Source organism: Pseudoalteromonas sp. Cn5-37, assembly GCF_021532495.1.
GTDB lineage: Bacteria > Pseudomonadota > Gammaproteobacteria > Enterobacterales > Alteromonadaceae > Pseudoalteromonas > Pseudoalteromonas simplex.
The window spans coordinates 55,022-73,750 of sequence record NZ_JAKGBA010000006.1 but is presented as its reverse complement, the minus strand read 5'-3'; the positions used below and the strand labels follow the sequence as shown (position 1 = coordinate 73,750).

General features: G+C 42.1%; 15 protein-coding genes and 1 pseudogene. 5 read left to right on the top strand and 11 right to left on the bottom strand.

The genetic code is table 11. The features are described 5' to 3' along the window. Window positions 1–313: 313 nt before the first annotated feature. The 3 genes from metH to L1266_RS10210 are packed head-to-tail and all read right to left on the bottom strand — an operon-like array spanning window position 314 to window position 4,964. Window positions 314–2,944, bottom strand: coding sequence for a methionine synthase (gene metH / locus L1266_RS10220; RefSeq protein ID WP_235377470.1), 2,631 nt, complete (start codon window positions 2,942–2,944; stop codon window positions 314–316). Window positions 2,945–2,953: 9 nt separating this feature from the next. Next, window positions 2,954–4,027: a homocysteine S-methyltransferase family protein gene (locus tag L1266_RS10215; protein WP_235377469.1), complete on the bottom strand. Its 1,074-nt coding sequence runs from the start codon at window positions 4,025–4,027 to the stop codon at window positions 2,954–2,956. Then, window positions 4,017–4,964: a homoserine O-succinyltransferase gene (locus tag L1266_RS10210; protein WP_194442608.1), complete on the bottom strand. Its 948-nt coding sequence runs from the start codon at window positions 4,962–4,964 to the stop codon at window positions 4,017–4,019. Before L1266_RS10210 ends, L1266_RS10215 begins: the two co-directional genes overlap by 11 nt. Before the next feature lie 246 nt (window positions 4,965–5,210). Between L1266_RS10210 and ettA the strand changes: the two genes are divergently transcribed. The 3 genes and pseudogenes from ettA (at window position 5,211) to L1266_RS10195 (ending at window position 8,324) form a co-directional block, all read left to right on the top strand. Continuing rightward, window positions 5,211–6,884 carry an energy-dependent translational throttle protein EttA gene (gene ettA, locus L1266_RS10205; RefSeq protein ID WP_235377468.1) on the top strand — a complete coding sequence of 558 codons (1,674 nt, stop codon included), beginning with the start codon at window positions 5,211–5,213 and terminating at the stop codon, window positions 6,882–6,884. A 114-nt stretch (window positions 6,885–6,998) separates the two neighbouring features. Continuing rightward, a pseudogene (locus L1266_RS10200) lies at window positions 6,999–7,362 on the top strand (PilZ domain-containing protein). Between the two features lie 53 nt (window positions 7,363–7,415). After that, on the top strand, window positions 7,416–8,324 hold the full coding sequence (locus tag L1266_RS10195) for a histone deacetylase family protein (protein ID WP_138619422.1): 909 nt from the start codon (window positions 7,416–7,418) through the stop codon (window positions 8,322–8,324). An 81-nt stretch (window positions 8,325–8,405) separates the two neighbouring features. Here L1266_RS10195 and cyoE read toward each other — a convergent pair whose 3' ends face one another. The 6 genes from cyoE to L1266_RS10165 all read right to left on the bottom strand — a co-directional run bounded on the left by cyoE (window position 8,406) and on the right by L1266_RS10165 (window position 13,983). Continuing rightward, window positions 8,406–9,290: a heme o synthase gene (gene cyoE, locus L1266_RS10190; RefSeq protein ID WP_054554292.1), complete on the bottom strand. Its 885-nt coding sequence runs from the start codon at window positions 9,288–9,290 to the stop codon at window positions 8,406–8,408. 141 nt (window positions 9,291–9,431) lie between these two features. Further along, window positions 9,432–9,791, bottom strand: coding sequence for a cytochrome o ubiquinol oxidase subunit IV (gene cyoD, locus L1266_RS10185; RefSeq protein WP_138600215.1), 360 nt, complete (start codon window positions 9,789–9,791; stop codon window positions 9,432–9,434). Then, the gene (gene cyoC, locus L1266_RS10180; protein WP_054554290.1) at window positions 9,791–10,426 is read right to left on the bottom strand and encodes a cytochrome o ubiquinol oxidase subunit III; all 636 of its coding nucleotides are present in this window, start codon (window positions 10,424–10,426) and stop codon (window positions 9,791–9,793) included. The genes cyoD and cyoC overlap by 1 nt, the downstream gene beginning before the upstream one ends. Further along, window positions 10,423–12,411 carry a cytochrome o ubiquinol oxidase subunit I gene (cyoB, locus tag L1266_RS10175; protein WP_054554289.1) on the bottom strand — a complete coding sequence of 663 codons (1,989 nt, stop codon included), beginning with the start codon at window positions 12,409–12,411 and terminating at the stop codon, window positions 10,423–10,425. Before cyoB ends, cyoC begins: the two co-directional genes overlap by 4 nt. 2 nt (window positions 12,412–12,413) lie before the next feature. Beyond that, entirely contained in the window at window positions 12,414–13,328 is a 915-nt protein-coding gene (cyoA, locus tag L1266_RS10170) for a ubiquinol oxidase subunit II (RefSeq protein WP_054562298.1), read from the bottom strand. A gap of 235 nt (window positions 13,329–13,563) precedes the next feature. Then, window positions 13,564–13,983, bottom strand: a complete 420-nt coding sequence (locus L1266_RS10165; protein ID WP_063706310.1) for a hypothetical protein — start codon at window positions 13,981–13,983, stop codon at window positions 13,564–13,566. Between the two features lie 414 nt (window positions 13,984–14,397). Here L1266_RS10165 and L1266_RS10160 point away from each other — a divergent pair, with 414 nt between their 5' ends. After that, complete coding sequence (locus tag L1266_RS10160; protein WP_235377467.1) at window positions 14,398–15,753, top strand: M14 family zinc carboxypeptidase; 1,356 nt, start codon at window positions 14,398–14,400, stop codon at window positions 15,751–15,753. 200 nt (window positions 15,754–15,953) lie between these two features. Here the strand turns inward: L1266_RS10160 and L1266_RS10155 are convergent, their stop codons facing one another. Then, window positions 15,954–16,931: a transposase gene (locus L1266_RS10155; protein ID WP_235377466.1), complete on the bottom strand. Its 978-nt coding sequence runs from the start codon at window positions 16,929–16,931 to the stop codon at window positions 15,954–15,956. Between the two features lie 286 nt (window positions 16,932–17,217). Here L1266_RS10155 and L1266_RS10150 point away from each other — a divergent pair. Beyond that, window positions 17,218–18,184 (top strand): IS630 family transposase gene (locus tag L1266_RS10150; protein WP_442960603.1). Its coding sequence is split into 2 segments (ribosomal slippage): window positions 17,218–17,616 and window positions 17,618–18,184, totalling 966 coding nucleotides; the frame shifts between segments, so codons are not numbered across the junction. A 92-nt stretch (window positions 18,185–18,276) separates the two neighbouring features. Here the strand turns inward: L1266_RS10150 and nqrM are convergent. Then, on the bottom strand, window positions 18,277–18,489 hold the full coding sequence (gene nqrM, locus L1266_RS10145) for a (Na+)-NQR maturation NqrM (protein ID WP_055020649.1): 213 nt from the start codon (window positions 18,487–18,489) through the stop codon (window positions 18,277–18,279). Window positions 18,490–18,729 lie beyond the last annotated feature (240 nt).

The window sequence follows — 18,729 nt, the reverse complement described above, 5'->3', positions numbered from 1 at the left end:
ACCTGTCGCTACCTGCGTTAAAAATTTCTGATTTACGACTGCATGGATGCAGAAGGTAGAGCAATGCAGGAGCAATTGCCGAGCACAACTAAATAACGAAATTTTTGCCTTGTTATCAACGAGGTTTCATTGCCTCAAAATAGACCACTTTATTAAGCGAATTGGTATAACTTTAACACAAATATTTAAAATAGAAGGAATTTGCCAGTATTAAAGCAATTAAAAAGAAAAAAGTATGATTAAAAATAGGCATAAAAAACGAGCCATTTGGGACTCGTTTTTAATTTAAACAAAAGCGAATAACTAAAGGTTATTATTCTGGTTCATAGCCCAAATTAGGCGACAACCAACGCTCAGCTTCTGCAAGAGTCATGTTGGTACGCTTAGCGTAATCTTCAACCTGATCTTGTTGAATTTGCGCCACTGCGTAGTACTTAGCTTCAGGGTGAGAAAAATACCAACCAGATACCGCCGCACCCGGCCACATTGCATATGAACTTGTTAGCTTCATGCCAATACGCTGTTCGGTATCAAGTAACTGCCAGATTTTCTTCTTCTCTGTATGTTCAGGACAAGCAGGGTAACCTGGCGCTGGGCGAATACCTTGGTAGTTTTCACGAATAAGTTCATCGTTCGATAGATTTTCATCTACCGCATAGCCCCAATACTCTTTACGCACTTGCTCATGCAAGTACTCAGCAAACGCCTCAGCTAAACGGTCTGCAACGGCTTTAACCATAATCTTATTATAATCATCTTGCTTCGCATCGAAGGCATCGGCAAGGTCGTCTTCTTCAAGACCACCGGTAACCGCAAACGCACCAAAGTAGTCAGGAGTGCCTTTAGGCGCAATATAGTCAGCTAAACAGTAGTTAGCAAAGTCGGTTTTTTCAGTTTGTTGGCGTAAATGACACGATGTAGTTAAAAGCGTTGTACGCGACTCATCGGTGTAAATCTCAATGTCATCCCCTACTCGGTTTGCAGGGAATAAACCAATGACACCTAGAGGTTGTAGTGCACCTGATTGCTCTAGCTCATCAAGCATTGCATTAGCATCAGCGAATAAGCTTTTAGCCTGTTCACCGACAATTTCATCTTCAAGAATACGTGGATACTTACCAGCGATTGACCACGTCATGAAATAAGGTGTCCAGTCGATGTACTGTCTTAACGTCGCAATCGAAACATCTTTAAATTCAGTCACACCTAGCTTTTTAGGCACAGGTGGTGTGTAGTTGTCCCAATCAAGTTTTACAGCGTTGTCGCGAGCACGCTGTAGAGTAACTGGTTTTGAGCGCGGCTTTTTACGTGCTTGTTGTTCACGTACTTTTTCATACTCAGCCTTGGTTTTCTCTAAAAATGCTGGTTTTAACTCTTTCGACAATAAATTAGAAACCACACCTACAGCGCGGCTAGCGTTATTGACATAAACCACACCTTTATCATACTGAGGCTCAATTTTAACCGCTGTATGCGCTTTAGAGGTAGTTGCACCACCAATCAGTAACGGCAATTCAAAACCACGACGGGTCATTTCTTTCGCAACATGCACCATTTCATCAAGCGATGGGGTAATCAGCCCTGATAAACCAATAATATCGGCTTTCTCGTCAATGGCGGTTTGCAAGATTTTCTCTGCCGGCACCATCACACCAAGGTCGATAACCTCGTAGTTATTACATTGCAGTACCACGCCTACAATGTTCTTACCAATGTCGTGTACGTCGCCCTTAACGGTTGCCATAACCACTTTACCATTGGTTGCACCCTCTTCTTTTTCAGCTTCAATGAAAGGGTCAAGATAGGCAACGGCGCGCTTCATCACACGAGCTGACTTAACAACCTGTGGTAAGAACATTTTACCCGCGCCGAATAAGTCGCCTACAACGTTCATGCCATCCATAAGCGGGCCTTCAATCACTTCGATAGGCTTAGCTTTGCCCTTGCGGCACGCTTCGGTATCTTCATCGATGTATTCGGTAATGCCTTTAACTAATGCATGTTCAAGGCGCTTTTCAACAGGCCAAGTACGCCACTCTAAATCTTCAACTTTTTCTGCTTGCGCCATACCTGAGTATTTGGGTGCAAGTTCAACAAGTCGTTCACCGGCACCTGGGTCGGTATTGAGGATCACATCTTCTACAGCTTTACGCAGCTCGTCGGGAATATCGTCGTAAACCGCTAATTGGCCCGCATTTACAATGCCCATGTCCATACCCGCTTTAATCGCGTGGTATAAAAACACAGAGTGAATAGCCTCACGTACTGGGTTGTTACCACGGAACGAGAACGACACATTCGATACACCACCCGACACTTTACAGTGCGGTAAGCCTTGCTTAATTCGACGCGTACCTTCAATAAACTCAACAGCGTAGTTATCGTGCTCTTCAATGCCCGTTGCGACGGCAAAAATGTTCGGGTCAAAAATAATGTCTTCTGGCGGAAAGCCAATATCATCAACGAGTATTTTGTAGCTACGCTGACAAATCTCGAACTTACGATCAGCGGTTTCTGCTTGCCCTGTTTCATCAAACGCCATTACAACCGCAGCAGCACCAAAGCGTTTAATTAGCTTAGCTTGGCGGATGAACGGCTCTTCACCTTCTTTAAGTGAAATTGAGTTAACAATGGCCTTACCTTGAATACACTTTAAGCCTGCTTCAATCACGTCCCATTTCGATGAGTCGACCATGATAGGTACTTTTGAGATATCAGGCTCTGAAGCAATTAAGTTTAAAAACTTTACCATCGCCGCTTTCGAGTCCAACATGGCTTCATCCATGTTGATATCAATCACTTGCGCGCCATTTTCTACTTGTTCACGGGCAACATCGAGAGCGGTCTCGTAATCTTCTTCCATGATCAAGCGCTTAAACTTAGCCGAGCCTGTTACATTGGTACGCTCACCGACGTTAGTAAATACAGCAATTTGGTCAGTCATGTCGGTTTCCTAGTTTAAGTTACACGCTTCAAGGCCCGATAAGCGCATACGCACTTCAAGCTCAGGTAATTGGCGAGGTTTAACACCTTCAAGGCCTTTCGCAAACGCCTTAATATGAGCCGGTGTGGTGCCGCAACAACCACCTACAATATTGATGAAGCCAGACTTGCCCCAATCAATAATTTCTTGGGCCATTTCAGGAGCTTCTAAATCATATTCGCCAAACTCGTTCGGTAAACCTGCATTTGGATACACCGAGGTAAAGGTTTCACAAACGCGCGATAACTCTTCAACATACTGGCGCAGTAAGTCAGGGCCAAGGGCGCAGTTAAGGCCGATTGATAGCGGTTTAATATGGCGAATTGAGTTATAAAATGCTTCTGTGGTTTGCCCTGATAAAGTTCGGCCTGAGGCATCGGTAATGGTGCCTGAGATCATCACAGGTAAACTACGACCAGCTTGCTCGAATGCTTCTTCTACGGCAAACGAAGCCGCTTTTGCATTAAGGGTATCAAAGATGGTTTCTATTAAAATAAGATCAGCACCACCTTCCATCAGTGCCAGTGTTGACTCAACGTACGCCGCCACCAGCTTATCAAAGTTGATATTACGGTAACCTGGGTCATTTACATCTGGTGAAATAGAACAGGTTTTTGACGTTGGCCCAAGTACACCGGCTACATAACGCGGTTTGCTAGGATCTTTTGCTTCAAGTTCATCACACACGCTGCGTGCAAGCTTCGCTGACTCGAAGTTGATTTCGCGGCTAAGGCTCGCCATGTCGTAATCTTCCATCGAAATAGTCGTGGCATTAAAGGTATTCGTTTCGATGATATCGGCACCGGCTTCTAAGTAAGCACGGTGAATATCAGCAATGATTTTTGGCTGAGTTAGGCTTAATAAATCGTTATTGCCTTTAATAAGTACATGCCAGTCTTTAAAGCGCTCACCGCGATAATCCTGTTCTTCTAATTTATATTCTTGGATCATGGTGCCCATCGCGCCATCGAGGATTAAAATTCGATGTTTTAGCGCCTCGGTTAATTGTTCGCGTTTATTCACTTTCACTGCATTACTCGGCATAGTTGTTAGTCCTTACATCTTGGCTAACTAAGTTAATATCATACGGTGTAGTTTGGTACACATAATAGTTTAACCAATTCGAAAACAATAAAAAGGCATGGCTTTGCCACGTTTTCGACGGTTCGTTGTCTGGGTTATCGTCAGGGAAGTAGTTTTCTGGCTTAGGCGCATCCGCTGATTTTTCTTGGTCGCGTAAATACTCCCCTTTTAAGGTATGAGCATCGTACTCTGGATGGCCAGTAATATACACTTGGCTGCCTGATTTATTTTTAATTAAGTAAGCACCAACTCGCTCTGATCCGGCTAACACCACCAGCTCTTCGCAGGCAGTGATCTTATCGATATCAATATGACCATAACGAGAGTGTGGCACTAAAAAGGTATCATCAAAACCACGAGTGAGTGCTGCATGGTCAAAATAACTTTTATGGGTAAATACGCCGCTTAATTTATTTGGTTTAAGTTCGCGCTTAAGGCCATAGTGATGATATAGACCCGCATGGGCCGCCCAACACGAAAACAGCGTAGACGTAACATGTTGCTCAGCCCAATCTAAAATAACTTTTAGCTCGTCCCAGTAAGCAACTTCGTCATACTCTAAATGAGCAAGCGGCGCGCCTGTTATGATCATGGCATCGTAGTTATTATCTTTCACTTCTGAAAAATAGCGATAAAACGTATCCATGTGCTGCTCAGAGTGACTACTGGTGCGGTGAGTATCTAAGCGCAACAGCTCAACATTAACTTGTAGCGGTGAATTAGCTAACAAGCGAATAAACTGCACTTCGGTTTCAACCTTGTTTGGCATTAAGTTTAAGATGGCCAAACGCATTGGGCGTATCTCTTGCGTTTTAGCGCGACTTTTTGGCATTACAAACACGTTTTCTTGGCGTAATTTTGCAATGGCTGGCAATTCATCTTTTACTGTAATGGGCATAGCTGGCTCCGAGCATACTTATCTGACTGCTAATTATGAACGGATAGTTAGAAATTTCAACCTCTAGATGTTTAGATGTCCAAATGAAGTGGTATTTCTGAGTGGTCATTAATTAAAATGTATGACTCTTTGAGTAAATAACACCTTGATGATAAGCCTATCATAAACGCTGAATTCTGTATTTTGAGGTAGTTTGGGTATACAATACTTGCTGTTAATTTTTCTTATAAATTGAAGGCTCCTTTCATGGTGTTACCAGATAAGTTTATATTCTCGATGAGTCGAGTTTCTAAGGTTGTGCCACCTAAGCGCACTATCTTAAAAGATATTTCTTTACACTTTTTCCCAGGCGCAAAAATTGGTGTGCTAGGTCTAAACGGTGCAGGTAAATCAACGTTACTTCGCATTATGGCTGGTGTTGACCAAGACTTTGAAGGTGAAGCTCGCCCTCAACCAGGCACTAAAATCGGTTACTTACCGCAAGAACCTGTACTAGACGAAAGCAAAACAGTTCGCGAAACAGTAGAAGAAGCAGTAAGCGAAGTTAAAAACGCACTAAACCGCCTTGATGAAGTATACAACGAGTATGCAATGGACGGTGCTGACTTCGATGCACTTGCTAAAGAGCAAGGCGAATTAGAAGCTATCATCCAAGCACACGATGGTCACAATATCGACAACGTGTTAGAGCGTGCAGCTGATGCATTACGCCTTCCACCTTGGAATGCAAAAATTGAACACCTTTCGGGTGGTGAGCGTCGCCGTGTTGCGATCTGTCGTTTACTACTTGAAAAACCAGATATGCTTATCCTTGACGAACCGACCAACCACTTAGACGCTGAGTCAGTTGCTTGGTTAGAGCGCTTCTTACACGACTACGAAGGTACCGTGGTTGCTGTAACCCACGACCGTTACTTCTTAGATAACGTAGCAGGTTGGATTTTAGAGCTTGACCGTGGTGAAGGTATTCCTTGGGAAGGTAACTACTCATCGTGGCTTGAGCAGAAAGATTTACGTTTACAACAAGAACAGAAATCTGAAAAAGCACGTCAAAAATCAATCGCGCAAGAACTTGAATGGGTTCGTTCAAACCCGAAAGGCCGTCAAGCTAAGTCTAAAGCACGTATGGCACAGTTCTCTGAGCTTCAGCAAAACGATTACCAAAAGCGTAACGAAACGAATGAACTATTCATTCCACCGGGTCCACGCTTAGGTGATCAAGTTATCGAAGTGAAAGGCCTGAAGAAGAGCTTTGGCGAACGTGTATTAATCGATGACTTAAACTTTGCAATGCCGAAAGGCGCTATCGTAGGTATTATCGGTGCCAATGGTGCGGGTAAATCAACGCTATTCAAAATGCTAAGTGGTGAAGAAACGCCAGATAGCGGTGAGATCATTGTTGGTGACACTGTTGAGCTTGCAACGGTTGATCAGTTCCGTGGCGACATGGACGAAAGCAACACTGTTTTCCAAGAAATCTCTAACGGCCAAGACGTATTAAAAATTGGTAACTTTGAATTCCCAAGCCGTGCCTATGTTGGCCGCTTTAACTTCAAAGGTAACGACCAACAAAAATTCGTTAAAGACCTATCAGGTGGTGAGCGCAACCGTTTACACCTAGCTAAGTTACTAAAAGCAGGTGGCAACGTATTACTACTGGATGAGCCAACCAATGACCTAGACGTTGAAACACTACGTGCACTTGAGAACGCTATTTTAGAGTTCCCTGGCTGTGTAATGTGTATCTCGCATGACCGTTGGTTCCTTGACCGTATTGCTACACATATTCTTGATTACCGTGATGAAGGCCAAATTAACTTCTTCGATGGTAACTACACAGAGTATGAAGAATGGTTAAAGAAAACCTTAGGCGCAGAAGCGGCACAACCTAAGCGTATTAAATACAAAAAAATTGGCTAATTAGCTGATACTCAAAAAGCCCCTACTCAGGGGCTTTTTTGTTGTATTAAGCTTTGCTATCACTCACTCCATTATGATCTATACTATTAAGTAACTAAAGTTGGAGATACAGCTATGAATGAACGCAGAGAGTTTTCGCGGGTATTATTTTCTTGCCCTGCGGTCCTTCGTATCGAAGATAACGACTATCACTGTCAGTTACTTGATCTATCTTTGCAAGGTGCGCTCATTACTAAAAGTGATTCATTTTTAGTGCCTATTCATAGTAAAGCTGACTTAATCTTTACCCTACCAGAGTCAACTATCGAGATTAAAATGCAAGTGGAGCTGTGCCATGTTGAGCATCAGCATGCAGGCCTTCGCTGCGAACATATCGATATTGATAATATCTCACTTAAAACGATTGATTGAGCTCAATCTGGGTGATGAAGCATTATTACATCGCGAATTAGCTCATTTAATTCACGCACCAGAGTAAACTTTTGTCGGTAGATTCGTTATGCTGTAGCAAATTCAGCTATTCAATGAGCTATGCAGTTAAATCCCCACTTACCCTTGGTGTATCACCCAAATTACTCGTTTAGTTTCGATCCTAACCATCGCTTTGTGATGAGTAAATTTGCTTATTTATATGAGCATGTACAAAACCTTGGATTAATAAATGACAACCTAACTCAACCGATGCTTGGCAGCCCTGAGCCCCTTGAGTTAGTGCACTGCGAAAATTATATCCACGACCTTTGGCACAACCGCTTAGATGAAAAAGCGATGCGCCGTATTGGCTTACCTTGGTCAAAAGAGCTGATGGCACGTACCTTTACTGCGCCTCTGGGCACCTTACAAACAGCACGTTTAGCTCTTAAACATGGCATTGCTTGCCACTTAGCGGGTGGCACTCATCATGCTCATACTGATTTTGGCTCAGGCTATTGCATGGTAAACGACCTCGCTTTCACCAGCGAAACCCTGATAAAAAGTGGTGAAGTAACCAATATACTTATTTTTGATTTAGATGTTCATCAAGGTGATGGTACCGCAGCAATGCTGGCGCATCAGCCCTATGCTTATACCTGCTCTATTCACTGTGAAAAGAATTTTCCGTTTCGAAAATCAGCCAGCGATTTAGATATAGGTTTAGCACCGAATGTCGCTGATAGTGAATACCTAGGCGTTGTTGACGATACGCTGAGTTATTTATTAAACACCCTAAACCCAGACTTAGTACTTTATGATGCAGGTGTAGATGTATGGCAGCAAGATGGCTTAGGAAAACTTGATATAAGCTGGCAAGGGATAGCACAACGCGACCATTTAGTTCTCAAACGCTGCCTTGAGCACAATGTACCTGTCGCAACCGTGATTGGTGGTGGTTATGATAAAGACCATCGCCGTTTAGCGGCTCGTCATGGCATTGTAGTAGAGCAAGCTGCTCGATTTTAAAAACAACAAAGAAAAAAGGCCCGGTGGAGAAAAAACCGGGCCTTTGCTACTGTAACATTGGGATATGTTAGCAACTTTTTTCTAAGTTAAAACAAGTAGCTGTGGAGCTACCGAATGGTAATCTAAAGCCATAGCTATGCTCAAAACCGTGATGTTTACAATTGAAAAAGCAAACACTTGGCGCGCCCAGCCGCTTACATCAATATTGCGACGATAGCCACGAAGCGCCATTAGCAACCACCAAAAACTCGTTGTACAAGCTACAGCCATAAAGGCTAAACCTGTATAACCACTAATGGTTAATAACATCACAACCAACGCATACACGGCGATATATAAAACAATGTGATGCTTTGCCTTCTCGATCCCCTGCGCTACTGGTAACACAGGAATTCTGGCCGCTTGGTAGTCGTTATAACGAAAAATTGCAATTGCATATGAATGAGGCATTTGCCATAGACTAAACATAACCAATAAAATCACAGCACCAGCATCAAACTGCCCAGTTACGGCACAATAACCCACTACAGGTGGTACTGCGCCAGATAAACTTCCTACAAAGGTGCCGTACACAGAACGACGTTTCATGTATAAGCTGTACACACCTACGTAGATGACGTAACCAAAAGTAGCAAATAAGAGTGCCACTACGTTGGTATACACTGCTAATAATCCGAAACCAATAACACCAAGCACGATGCCATGTGCCATAGCCGCCTTTGCTGACATTTCGCCAGTCACTGTGACGCGTTTGCGAGTGCGCGCCATAGCAACATCAATATCACGATCAATTACGTTATTGATCGCGCATCCTGATGCCACTACTAAAGATAACCCTAGTAAGGTTGCGATCATTAACCATGGGTCAATATCACCGCGAGAGGCTAGCAAGAATCCCCCCGCGACAGAGATCAAATTGCCCATGATAATGCCAGGTTTAGTGACATTTAAATAACGTCGAAACACTTCCTCGACTCCTCTAATTTTCAGCACAAACGCAATATTACGAAAGAAACTAGCTAGTAACAGACTGTAAGAACTGGAGACACAACCTCAGACTAACCAGCTCCTTTCGTAAATCTTTTACCAATTACCAAGTAATTGTTATTAGTACATCATCATGGCGTTCGATTCGTAGATGATCCACACCGACAAACCAACCACCATAACTATGATTAAAGCACTAAAGATAAACGACAATGAACTTGCCTTGCCGTCTTCAGTTTTGAAGTTTAGGTGTAAGAAATATTTCAAATGCACCCAAATTTGCACAATCGCCATGCTCACGATGCACCATGCAGTGGTCGTTTTAGAAAACGAACCACTCATCACAGCCCAAAATGGAATAGCCGTTAAAACCACTGACAGTAGAAAACCAATTAAATAGTCTTTAACGCTGCCATGTGATTGATCATTATGTGCATGAACTTCTAAGTTATTAATTACATGTGATTCACTGTGACTCATTACATTGCTCCCATTAAATAAACAACGGTAAATACACAGATCCACACCACATCTAAGAAGTGCCAGAATAGGCTTAAACAACTTAGGCGTGTCACTGTTTGTGGGTTTAAACCACGGCGCACAACTTCAATCATCAGGACAGTCATCCAAATAAGACCCGCTGTAACGTGAAGACCATGTAAGCCCACTAAAGAGAAGAACGATGTTAAAAAGGCACTTTGCTGAGGGCCATTACCGTGCGCAATTAGGTGATGAAATTCGTACACTTCCATACCAATAAACACTGCACCAAAGGCAAAGGTAACCAGCAACCAAGTTAACGTAGCCGCCTTTTTCTGCCCGTGAGCAGAGATCATCGCAAAGCCAAATGTGATACTACTAAGTAGTAGAGCTGCGGTTTCAACCGCAACAAAATCAAGTTCAAAAATATCTTTACCCGACACACCGCCAGCAGTGTTCATGAACAATACTGCGTAGGTTGCAAAAAATGATGCAAACAACAGACAGTCAGTCATAAGATAAAGCCAGAAACCAAATACGGTGTTACCACCTGTATCGTGGTGCTCATGGTCGTGTGCATCGACATGACCGTGTGCGCCGTTTAAGGTGTCGAGTCCTGCAGAAATGCTACTCATGCATTCACCTCCTTAGTAGCGGCTGTGTTATGAGCCGTTTCTAGTTCAACAATTTCATCTGGTTGCACGTAGTAATCAACATCGCTGGTGTAACAACGTTTGATGAACACCACGATAGCACCCAGTAAACCAAAGGCTGCAAGCCACCAAATGTGCCAGATCATGGCAAAACAGAAGGTTGTTAAAGCTGCGCTCATTAATACACCTGCCGATGTATTTTTTGGCATATGAATTGGGCTATAAGAGGCTTCTTGCTTGTAGGCTAAGCCTTTTTCTTTCATGTCTGTCCACGCATCGATGTCATCAACATGAGGGATTTTCGCAAAGTTGTAGTACTGTGGAGGTGAAGCAGATGCCCACTCAAGGGTATGACCATTCCACGGATCGCCCGTTGTATCATCAAGTTGCTCGCGGTTTTTGAAGCTCACTACAAGTTGTACAACTTGGAACAAGATACCGAACATAATGATCACCGCACCGCCAGCTGCAATGTATAACCAAATGTTCCAATCAGGGTTGTTTGTGTGGTTTAAGCGACGTGTCATACCTAAGAAACCAAGTACGTATAACGGCATAAATGCCACGAAGAAACCAATTAACCAGCACCAGAAAGATCGTCTGCCCCAGCTCTCGTCAAGTTTGAAGCCCATTGCTTTAGGGAACCAAAACGCAAAACCAGCTAAATAACCAAATACCGCACCGCCAATGATGGTGTTATGGAAGTGAGCGATTAAGAATAAGCTGTTATGTAATACGTAGTCAGCACCAGGAATAGCAAGTAACACGCCGGTCATACCACCGATAGTGAACGTCACCATAAAACCTAAAGTCCAAAGGACAGGCACAGTAATACGTAAACGACCACGATACATAGTGAATAACCAGTTAAACAACTTAACCCCGGTCGGTACCGCAATAACCATGGTCATAACACCAAAGAAGGCATTAACGTTAGCGCTTGAGCCCATAGTAAAGAAGTGATGAAGCCAAACGATAAAACCTAAAATCGAAATTGCACCACTTGCGTAAACCATCGACTTATAACCAAACAAGCGTTTACCAGCAAACGTTGAGATAACTTCTGAGAAAATACCAAACGCAGGTAAGATCAGAATGTAAACTTCAGGGTGACCCCATGCCCAGAATAAGTTGATGTACATCATCGCGTTACCACCTAATTCATTCGTGAAGAAGTGGAAATCGAGATAACGATCAAGCGTTAACATAGCCAGAACAGCAGTTAAAATTGGGAACGATGCTGCAATTAAGATATTCGCCCACGTACATGCCCAAGTAAAAATAGGCATTTTCATTAATGTCATGCCTGGTGCACGCATTTTAAATACAGTCGCTAAGAAGTTTACCGATGTTAATAAGGTACCCAAGCCGGATATCTGCAAGGCCCATATATAATAGTCGACCCCGACACCTGGACTGAATGACAATTCAGACAACGGTGGATATGCCACCCAACCCGTTTTCGCAAACTCACCAAAGAATAATGAGATATTGATTAGGATTGCACCGCCAGCAGTTAACCAAAAGCTAAGGTTATTTAAGAATGGGAATGCAACATCACGGGCACCAATTTGCAGCGGTAAAATGATGTTCATTAAACCAATCATAAACGGCATCGCCATAAAGATGATCATGATCACCCCGTGTGCCGTAAATATTTGGTCATAGTGCTCTGGTGGTAAGTAACCACTTGCACCGCCAGTAGCCATTGCTAATTGCAGTCGCATCATAATGGCATCCGCGAAACCACGGAAAAGCATGATAAGCGCAAGAATGATGTACATAACACCTAAACGCTTATGGTCAATTGAGGTGATCCAGTCGTGCCAAATCACGCCCCACTTTTTATATTTTGTTACTAAGCCTGCCACTAACAGACCTAAGACAGCAACAACCGTCATGGTAACCATGATAATTGGTTCATGAAACGGGATTGCGTCTAATGTTAATTTACCTAACAACGACATGATTATTCCTCGTCCTCGCTGTGCTTCTTATGAGCTGAGTGCTCTGGCATAGCGTGTTGCATTGCACCGTGAGAGCCATGCGCTTGCATATATTTCATTACGATTGAATGGAACATATCTTTATCTACGCTGGCATAGTATTTAACTGGGTCGTATTCACTTGGTTTTGCAAGTTCAACATAGCTTTGCTTAGTCAATGCAGAACCAGTATTTTTTACTTTGTTTACCCAAGCATCGAAATCAGCTTCTGTGGCTGTTGCAATGGCATCGAACTTCATACCTGTGAAACCTGCACCACTGTAGTTAGCAGAGAAGCCTTTAAAAGTACCCGGCTCATCAGCAATTAAATGAAGCTTTGTTTCCATGCCTGCCATTGAATAAATTTGGCTACCAAGCTGTGGAATGAAAAACGAGTTCATGGTGCTTTCTGAGGTGATCTTGTACTGCACTGGCACATTGGCAGGAAAAACAAGCTCATTCACTGTGGCGATGCCTTGCTCTGGATAAATGAATAGCCATTTCCAGTTCAAAGAAACAACCTCAACAGTAAGGTGCTTACCTTTACCCTCAAGTGGTTTATATGGGTCAAGTTGTTGCGTTGACTGCCACGTGATCACACCTAAAATCGCAACGATGATGATAGGAATGGTCCAAACTACAGCTTCAATCTTATTAGAGTGCGCCCACTTTGGAGCGTAAATTTCTTGATCTCGTCCATCACGGTATTTCCATGCAAAATAAATTGTCATGGCAATAACTGGAATCACAACAATCAGCATTAACACCGTAGCTACGATAATTAAATACTTCTCGTCGACACCAATTTGACCTTTTGGATCGAGTACCCCGCCTTTACAGCCAGACAAGGCCAGCACTAAAGACGCTAGAGCAATATTACAAAGGTTTCGAATTGACAAAGGAATATCCTACAACCTAAAAGTTAACACTTGTCGAAATAAGAACACGACGCTTTTCTGCAACAGATGCTACAGATATCCCTCGGCTGACTAACAAGCACGACAAATCGGCACGCTAAGAAGTGAGGGATTTTAGGTTGGCTGCTGAAATTTGGGCGTAAAAAACCCACTAGGTGCTTAGTAAAGACAACTTAGAAAAACGACTAAATGGCTGAACTTAAGCAACAAAGCTTATTTACAGACAACCACTTACACGAGGAGGAGCACGACAGCCATGAGCGCTGTGTACTACTAAAGACTTTATCGTTTCACGCGCAGCGAAGGCCGCTTTACGTAAAATGACACCTGCACGACGCGCAGGGAAGAAATGGAAGACCAACCAGCATAAACCAATAAGTAATTGGCAAGACACCACAGGGTAAGCTAAAAAACTCAAAACATTAAGCAACGGTGTTTCGTATAAAGCACCTTCACTTAATAAACTTCTTAGCCCGTGAGCATCTTCTAATGTACCGTTGATTAGCATGGCTGAATTAATCAGCAACAAGGCTAAAACTGACATTAGTTCTTTGCCAGCAAAAAACGCACGCGCAGCCAATTGCAACCTAGCTAAGCTAGACTGTTTGACACCTTGTGACTGATTAATTGCTCGCAAAACTCACGCCTTTTATCGCTTTTACTGCATTTTAGGTAAATGGCTTACCCTATTTTTTAATGCGGTAACATGATCTTCATCAATAAAGTTTCAGTAATTACTGAAATTTCGATGTGGAGTATAACAAAGTCAACAGACGGTACAAGTAGAATTTTACAGCACACGGTTAAGTATTGTTTAGCCATTTGATAATAAACTGTAAAAAAACAAACCTATTGAAGCTAAGTACTTAAAAGTAATACTGTATTTTATATAGCGTAAAGCTATGAAGAAAAAGAAAATAGCATAAAAATAGCGATTTAAAGCATACTTAGTCAGTAGCAATCGAAGCTTTAATACTGAACAAGGATTAGCCAAAGGCGATGAAATATAATATTCTACATAATATTAAAACAAAGAATAAAAGAGATAATTATGCGTCAATATGCACTCGCTGCAGCCTTTTTAGCACTAAGTACCAGTACACCTGCAAATACGATTGAAGACACCGCTGTAGCTGGCTTAGATAAACCTGCGATTTACTACGCCGATATAGAACCCCACTTAAAACGCGCAGCAAAACATCCAAGCGTCACACTAAAACAAATCGGCACCTCTTTCCAAGGACAGGCACTTAATTCTCTAAAAATCGGCACCGGCCCAATCAAAGTGATGATGTGGAGCCAAATGCACGGCGACGAAAACACAGCTACTGCCGCACTAATGGATTTTTTAAGCTTTATAACCGCAGATGAAAACGCACAATGGCTAGAAAGCTGGCAACAGAAAGTAACTCTTCTCATTATCCCTATGGTGAACCCAGACGGCGCCGCAGCTCAAACTCGCCATAATGCACAAGGTATTGATTTAAATCGTGATGCTAAAGCCCTTCGCACAAAAGAAGGACAAATACTCATGACTGCGGCTGATGAATTCAAACCTGATTTCGGCTTTAATTTACATGATCAGAATGCCTATTACGGTGCCGGAAAAATGGGTAAACAAGCCTCTATTTCAGTGCTAGCACCCGCCTATAATGAAGCAAGAGAAGTGAATAAAATTCGTGGTGAGGCTATGCAATTTATTGCTCATTTAGCCAAAACGGTTGAAACCATGATCCCAGGGCACTTGGGGAAGTACAACGACAGTTACTCTTATCGCAGTTTTGGAGATACTTTTTCGGAAAAAGGTATCCGAACTATATTAATTGAATCAGGTGCTTACCCAAACGACCCAAACCGACAAATAGCCCGTAAAGTTAACCGTGTTTTATATAAAAAGACTATTGATTCAATAACTTCACAGGAATGGAAAAGCGCTAAAATAGCCCAGTACCACGCTATCCCATTTAATGCTAAAGACAATTGGGTAGACTTACTAATAGATGATGTAACTGTAAAGAGTGAGCTAGGTGATTATCAGATAGATATTGCAATAAACAACAAAGGACAGTCACCCATTATTAAAGAGTTGGGGGATATAAGCAGTATCCGCCAAGGTTACACGAGTTTAGATGCAAGCAACCTGAACTTTAGAACCGGTAACAGTTTTGTTTTAAATGAGTCGTTAACGCTTACCGAAAATAAATATAAAGAGCTTTTAATACAAGGCTATAGTTGCTTTTCTGGCGATATTAATATGCTAGAAAACTCCACAAATTGGCCAGTTTACGCATGCAAAAGTGTATTTACATCAATACCTTCACTTCATGCACCTGCCGCCTTTTTCTTACAAGCAAATGGCAAAAATAAGTACGCAGTTTTAGGGGCTAAGCTAATTAATTTAGATTAAACACGATTTAAAAAGACAGGCACTGTTAAACCTCCAAATACCTTAAATTTGTAACCTAAAATAATAGCTGAGTAGACAAACTACCCTATTAGCTTAATCTAACAATAGAAACCAAGATAAAAGATTTAATTTTATGAGAATTGAAAGTACAAGTTAGCTGCAAGAGTTTGCAAAAAATAAAAGTCGAGAGAAATTTAAGATTAACTGGCAAGTAATAACTTACAGCTTGCTAGATTACTTCGTCGCTTACGAGCAGTTTTACTGCAATAACTTTCAATAGCACCCACTCGACCTGCTGCTCCATGAAATAAGTTTTCAAATTGAGTTGTTAATGTTAACCAGTTTTTAGCTTCCAAATTCAGCCTTTCAAGAATAGGAGGTAAATGATGCTCTATATATCCAGGCTTATCCGCGCTGATACAACGCCCAGTTTGCTCCACAAGTAGCAGGTATGACTTTAACTCAAAAGGTATTCCCTTTGATTTATACTTACTCATGCCACCAATAAAACGAGCTAGTAATTTAGGTTGCTTTGACTCCTTCGCGCTTTCGCATCGCTTTATAAAACTGGTATAGTCCGATTGCTCCGGCGTACTTGCAGCTTTAGCACGAACAGGGTTTAAATCAACATAGGCCATGCAGGCTAAAAGCGCTGATTCATCAAGGAGAGCTTGGCTTTTAAAGCGCCCTTCCCAAAAATGCCCTGTACACTCGTCTTCTTTATTTGCCCGTCTGGCAATATATTCATTTAGCATTCGCATGAACCAACTAATGCTCGAAAGGCGCGCTCTGTATTCTGCAACCTCTTTATTTAAGAAGACTTGTTGACCATCACTTAACGGCTCACCATAAAGGGCTTTTTGACCTAAAGGCGTCATTTTACTGAGCTTAAACCAGCGTAAAAGAATGGCTTTATCCGATAACCTATTTGCTTTTTTATTATCAACATAAAGCACAAGATGCGTATGATTGCTCATCACCGCATAAGCACACACATCAATGCAAAATACCTTTGCAAGAGCAAGCAGACGCTGTTCAACCCACACTCGGCGGTGTTCATATGATTTGCCTGTGAGTGCGTCTTCTCCACAAAGGTAAGCGCGTCTGACGCAACGAGATACACAGTGATAATATTTGGTGTTCGACAAACAGATTTGCCGCTTCCTTGCTAAAGCCATCGTTCACTCCTTGAACTGATAATTTGAAATGCATTAAATGTAATTAAAGTTTAGACAATATCTTATTTACTGCAAGAATGAGTTCATGGATAAAAGTGACTGTCTTTGTAAATAGTCTTTGTAAATATTCAAAATAGTTTTAAAGTGACTGTCCTTGTAATACCATTCCGCTTAAATATCTGATCTAATATAGGCTATATAAAATCACCGGTTAATAACATTGAATCCAAACATATCTGAACAGCTTTTAGCGCTTTCTCGTAAAGAACCAAACGCACGAAAACGCATGCGATTGCTCGCAGTGTCATTATTTTATGAGGGGAATAGCAGAACCGATATTGCAAAACGTCTAAACACAGCAAGAAGTAGTGTGAATAAATGGGTTTCTAGTTACCTAGAGTATGGGCTAGCTGGTTTAGACAATAAGCCCATTCAAGGACGTCCATCAAGATTACAACAGCGGCAACTTGAACAACTATCTGAGTTTATAAAGCGCACGAATACAGAACTTCGTGGTGGCCGCCTTACCGGTGAAGACATTGTGCATTACATTCATACTGAATTTGGTGTTCATTACCACTTAAATCATGTCTATAAAATTCTAAAGCAACTTGGCTTTAGTTGGATCACAAGTCGCTCTAAACACCCGAAACAATCATTACAGAGCCAAGAAGCTTTTAAAAAACTTCCAACTGGAAACGATCCTTCACACACCAGGACACCTTCCTCTTGATCGGATCGACGTATGGTTTCAGGACGAAGCACGATTTGGCCAGCAAAATCCGACTACGCGCATTTGGGCTGAAACAGGCACTCGGCCACGGATTGTAAAACAACAGCAATTTGACTATGGATACTTATTTGGCGCGGTATGTCCAGCGACAGGCCAAACAGAAGCGTTAGTTAGTCCATTTGTAAATAAAGAAGCGATGACGCAGCACATGCGCCAGATATCACACGCGACACCTGCTGGAAGACATGCTGTCGTGATCATAGATGGCGCAGGCTGGCAAACATACGATACAGCTGCAGAATTTAAAAACCTAACGCTTATAAAGCTTCCACCTTATTCACCAGAGCTAAATCCAATAGAGCAAGTATGGAGTTGGATACGACAACATTGTTTATCAAATAGAGTGTTTTCAGGCTATGACGAAATTGTCGATGAAGTTTCAAAGGCGTGGAATCACTTTATTTCAATCCCGGATCGAGTAAGGAAAATGTGCAATCGGGAATGGATTAAATTGATTTAATCTTTATACGGAATGGTATAAAATTTAGTTAAAGTGACTGTCCTTGTAAAATTTAGGTATTAAAAAAGCGCCTTTGGGCGCTTTTTTTGTGGTTAAAGAATTTGATTCTCTTTCCAGACTTGTTCTTTTGCCATGCGCTTTTTACGCTTGTCACATGGGTCGTCGCAGTCGCAGGCTTTGTCGATACCAACAGCGCCTAGGCCACCACAACTACTGGCCATAGATTTCTTTTGCACAATCATGCCGACAGCCATCGCCGCCACAATTAAAATAAGTAGACCAAATGTAAGAAGAAAAAGTGACATTGCTTTGCCCCTATCGTCAGCAATTAAATCGAGCCTAATTAATTAGGCTGCATGTATTATATACCTAAACCACCTCAAGGTGCGAGTTTCAGTTAGAATTAAAAGCAATTTAGGCAAGGCATTGATTGCAAGCAATAGTGGTTCTATTGTTAAAATCAATAACGCAGTATAAATCGCTTTTAAACCAACCCTTTGGGCGCTTCACAGGCACTTACTCTCATCGTTGTTACTTCTTAAAAG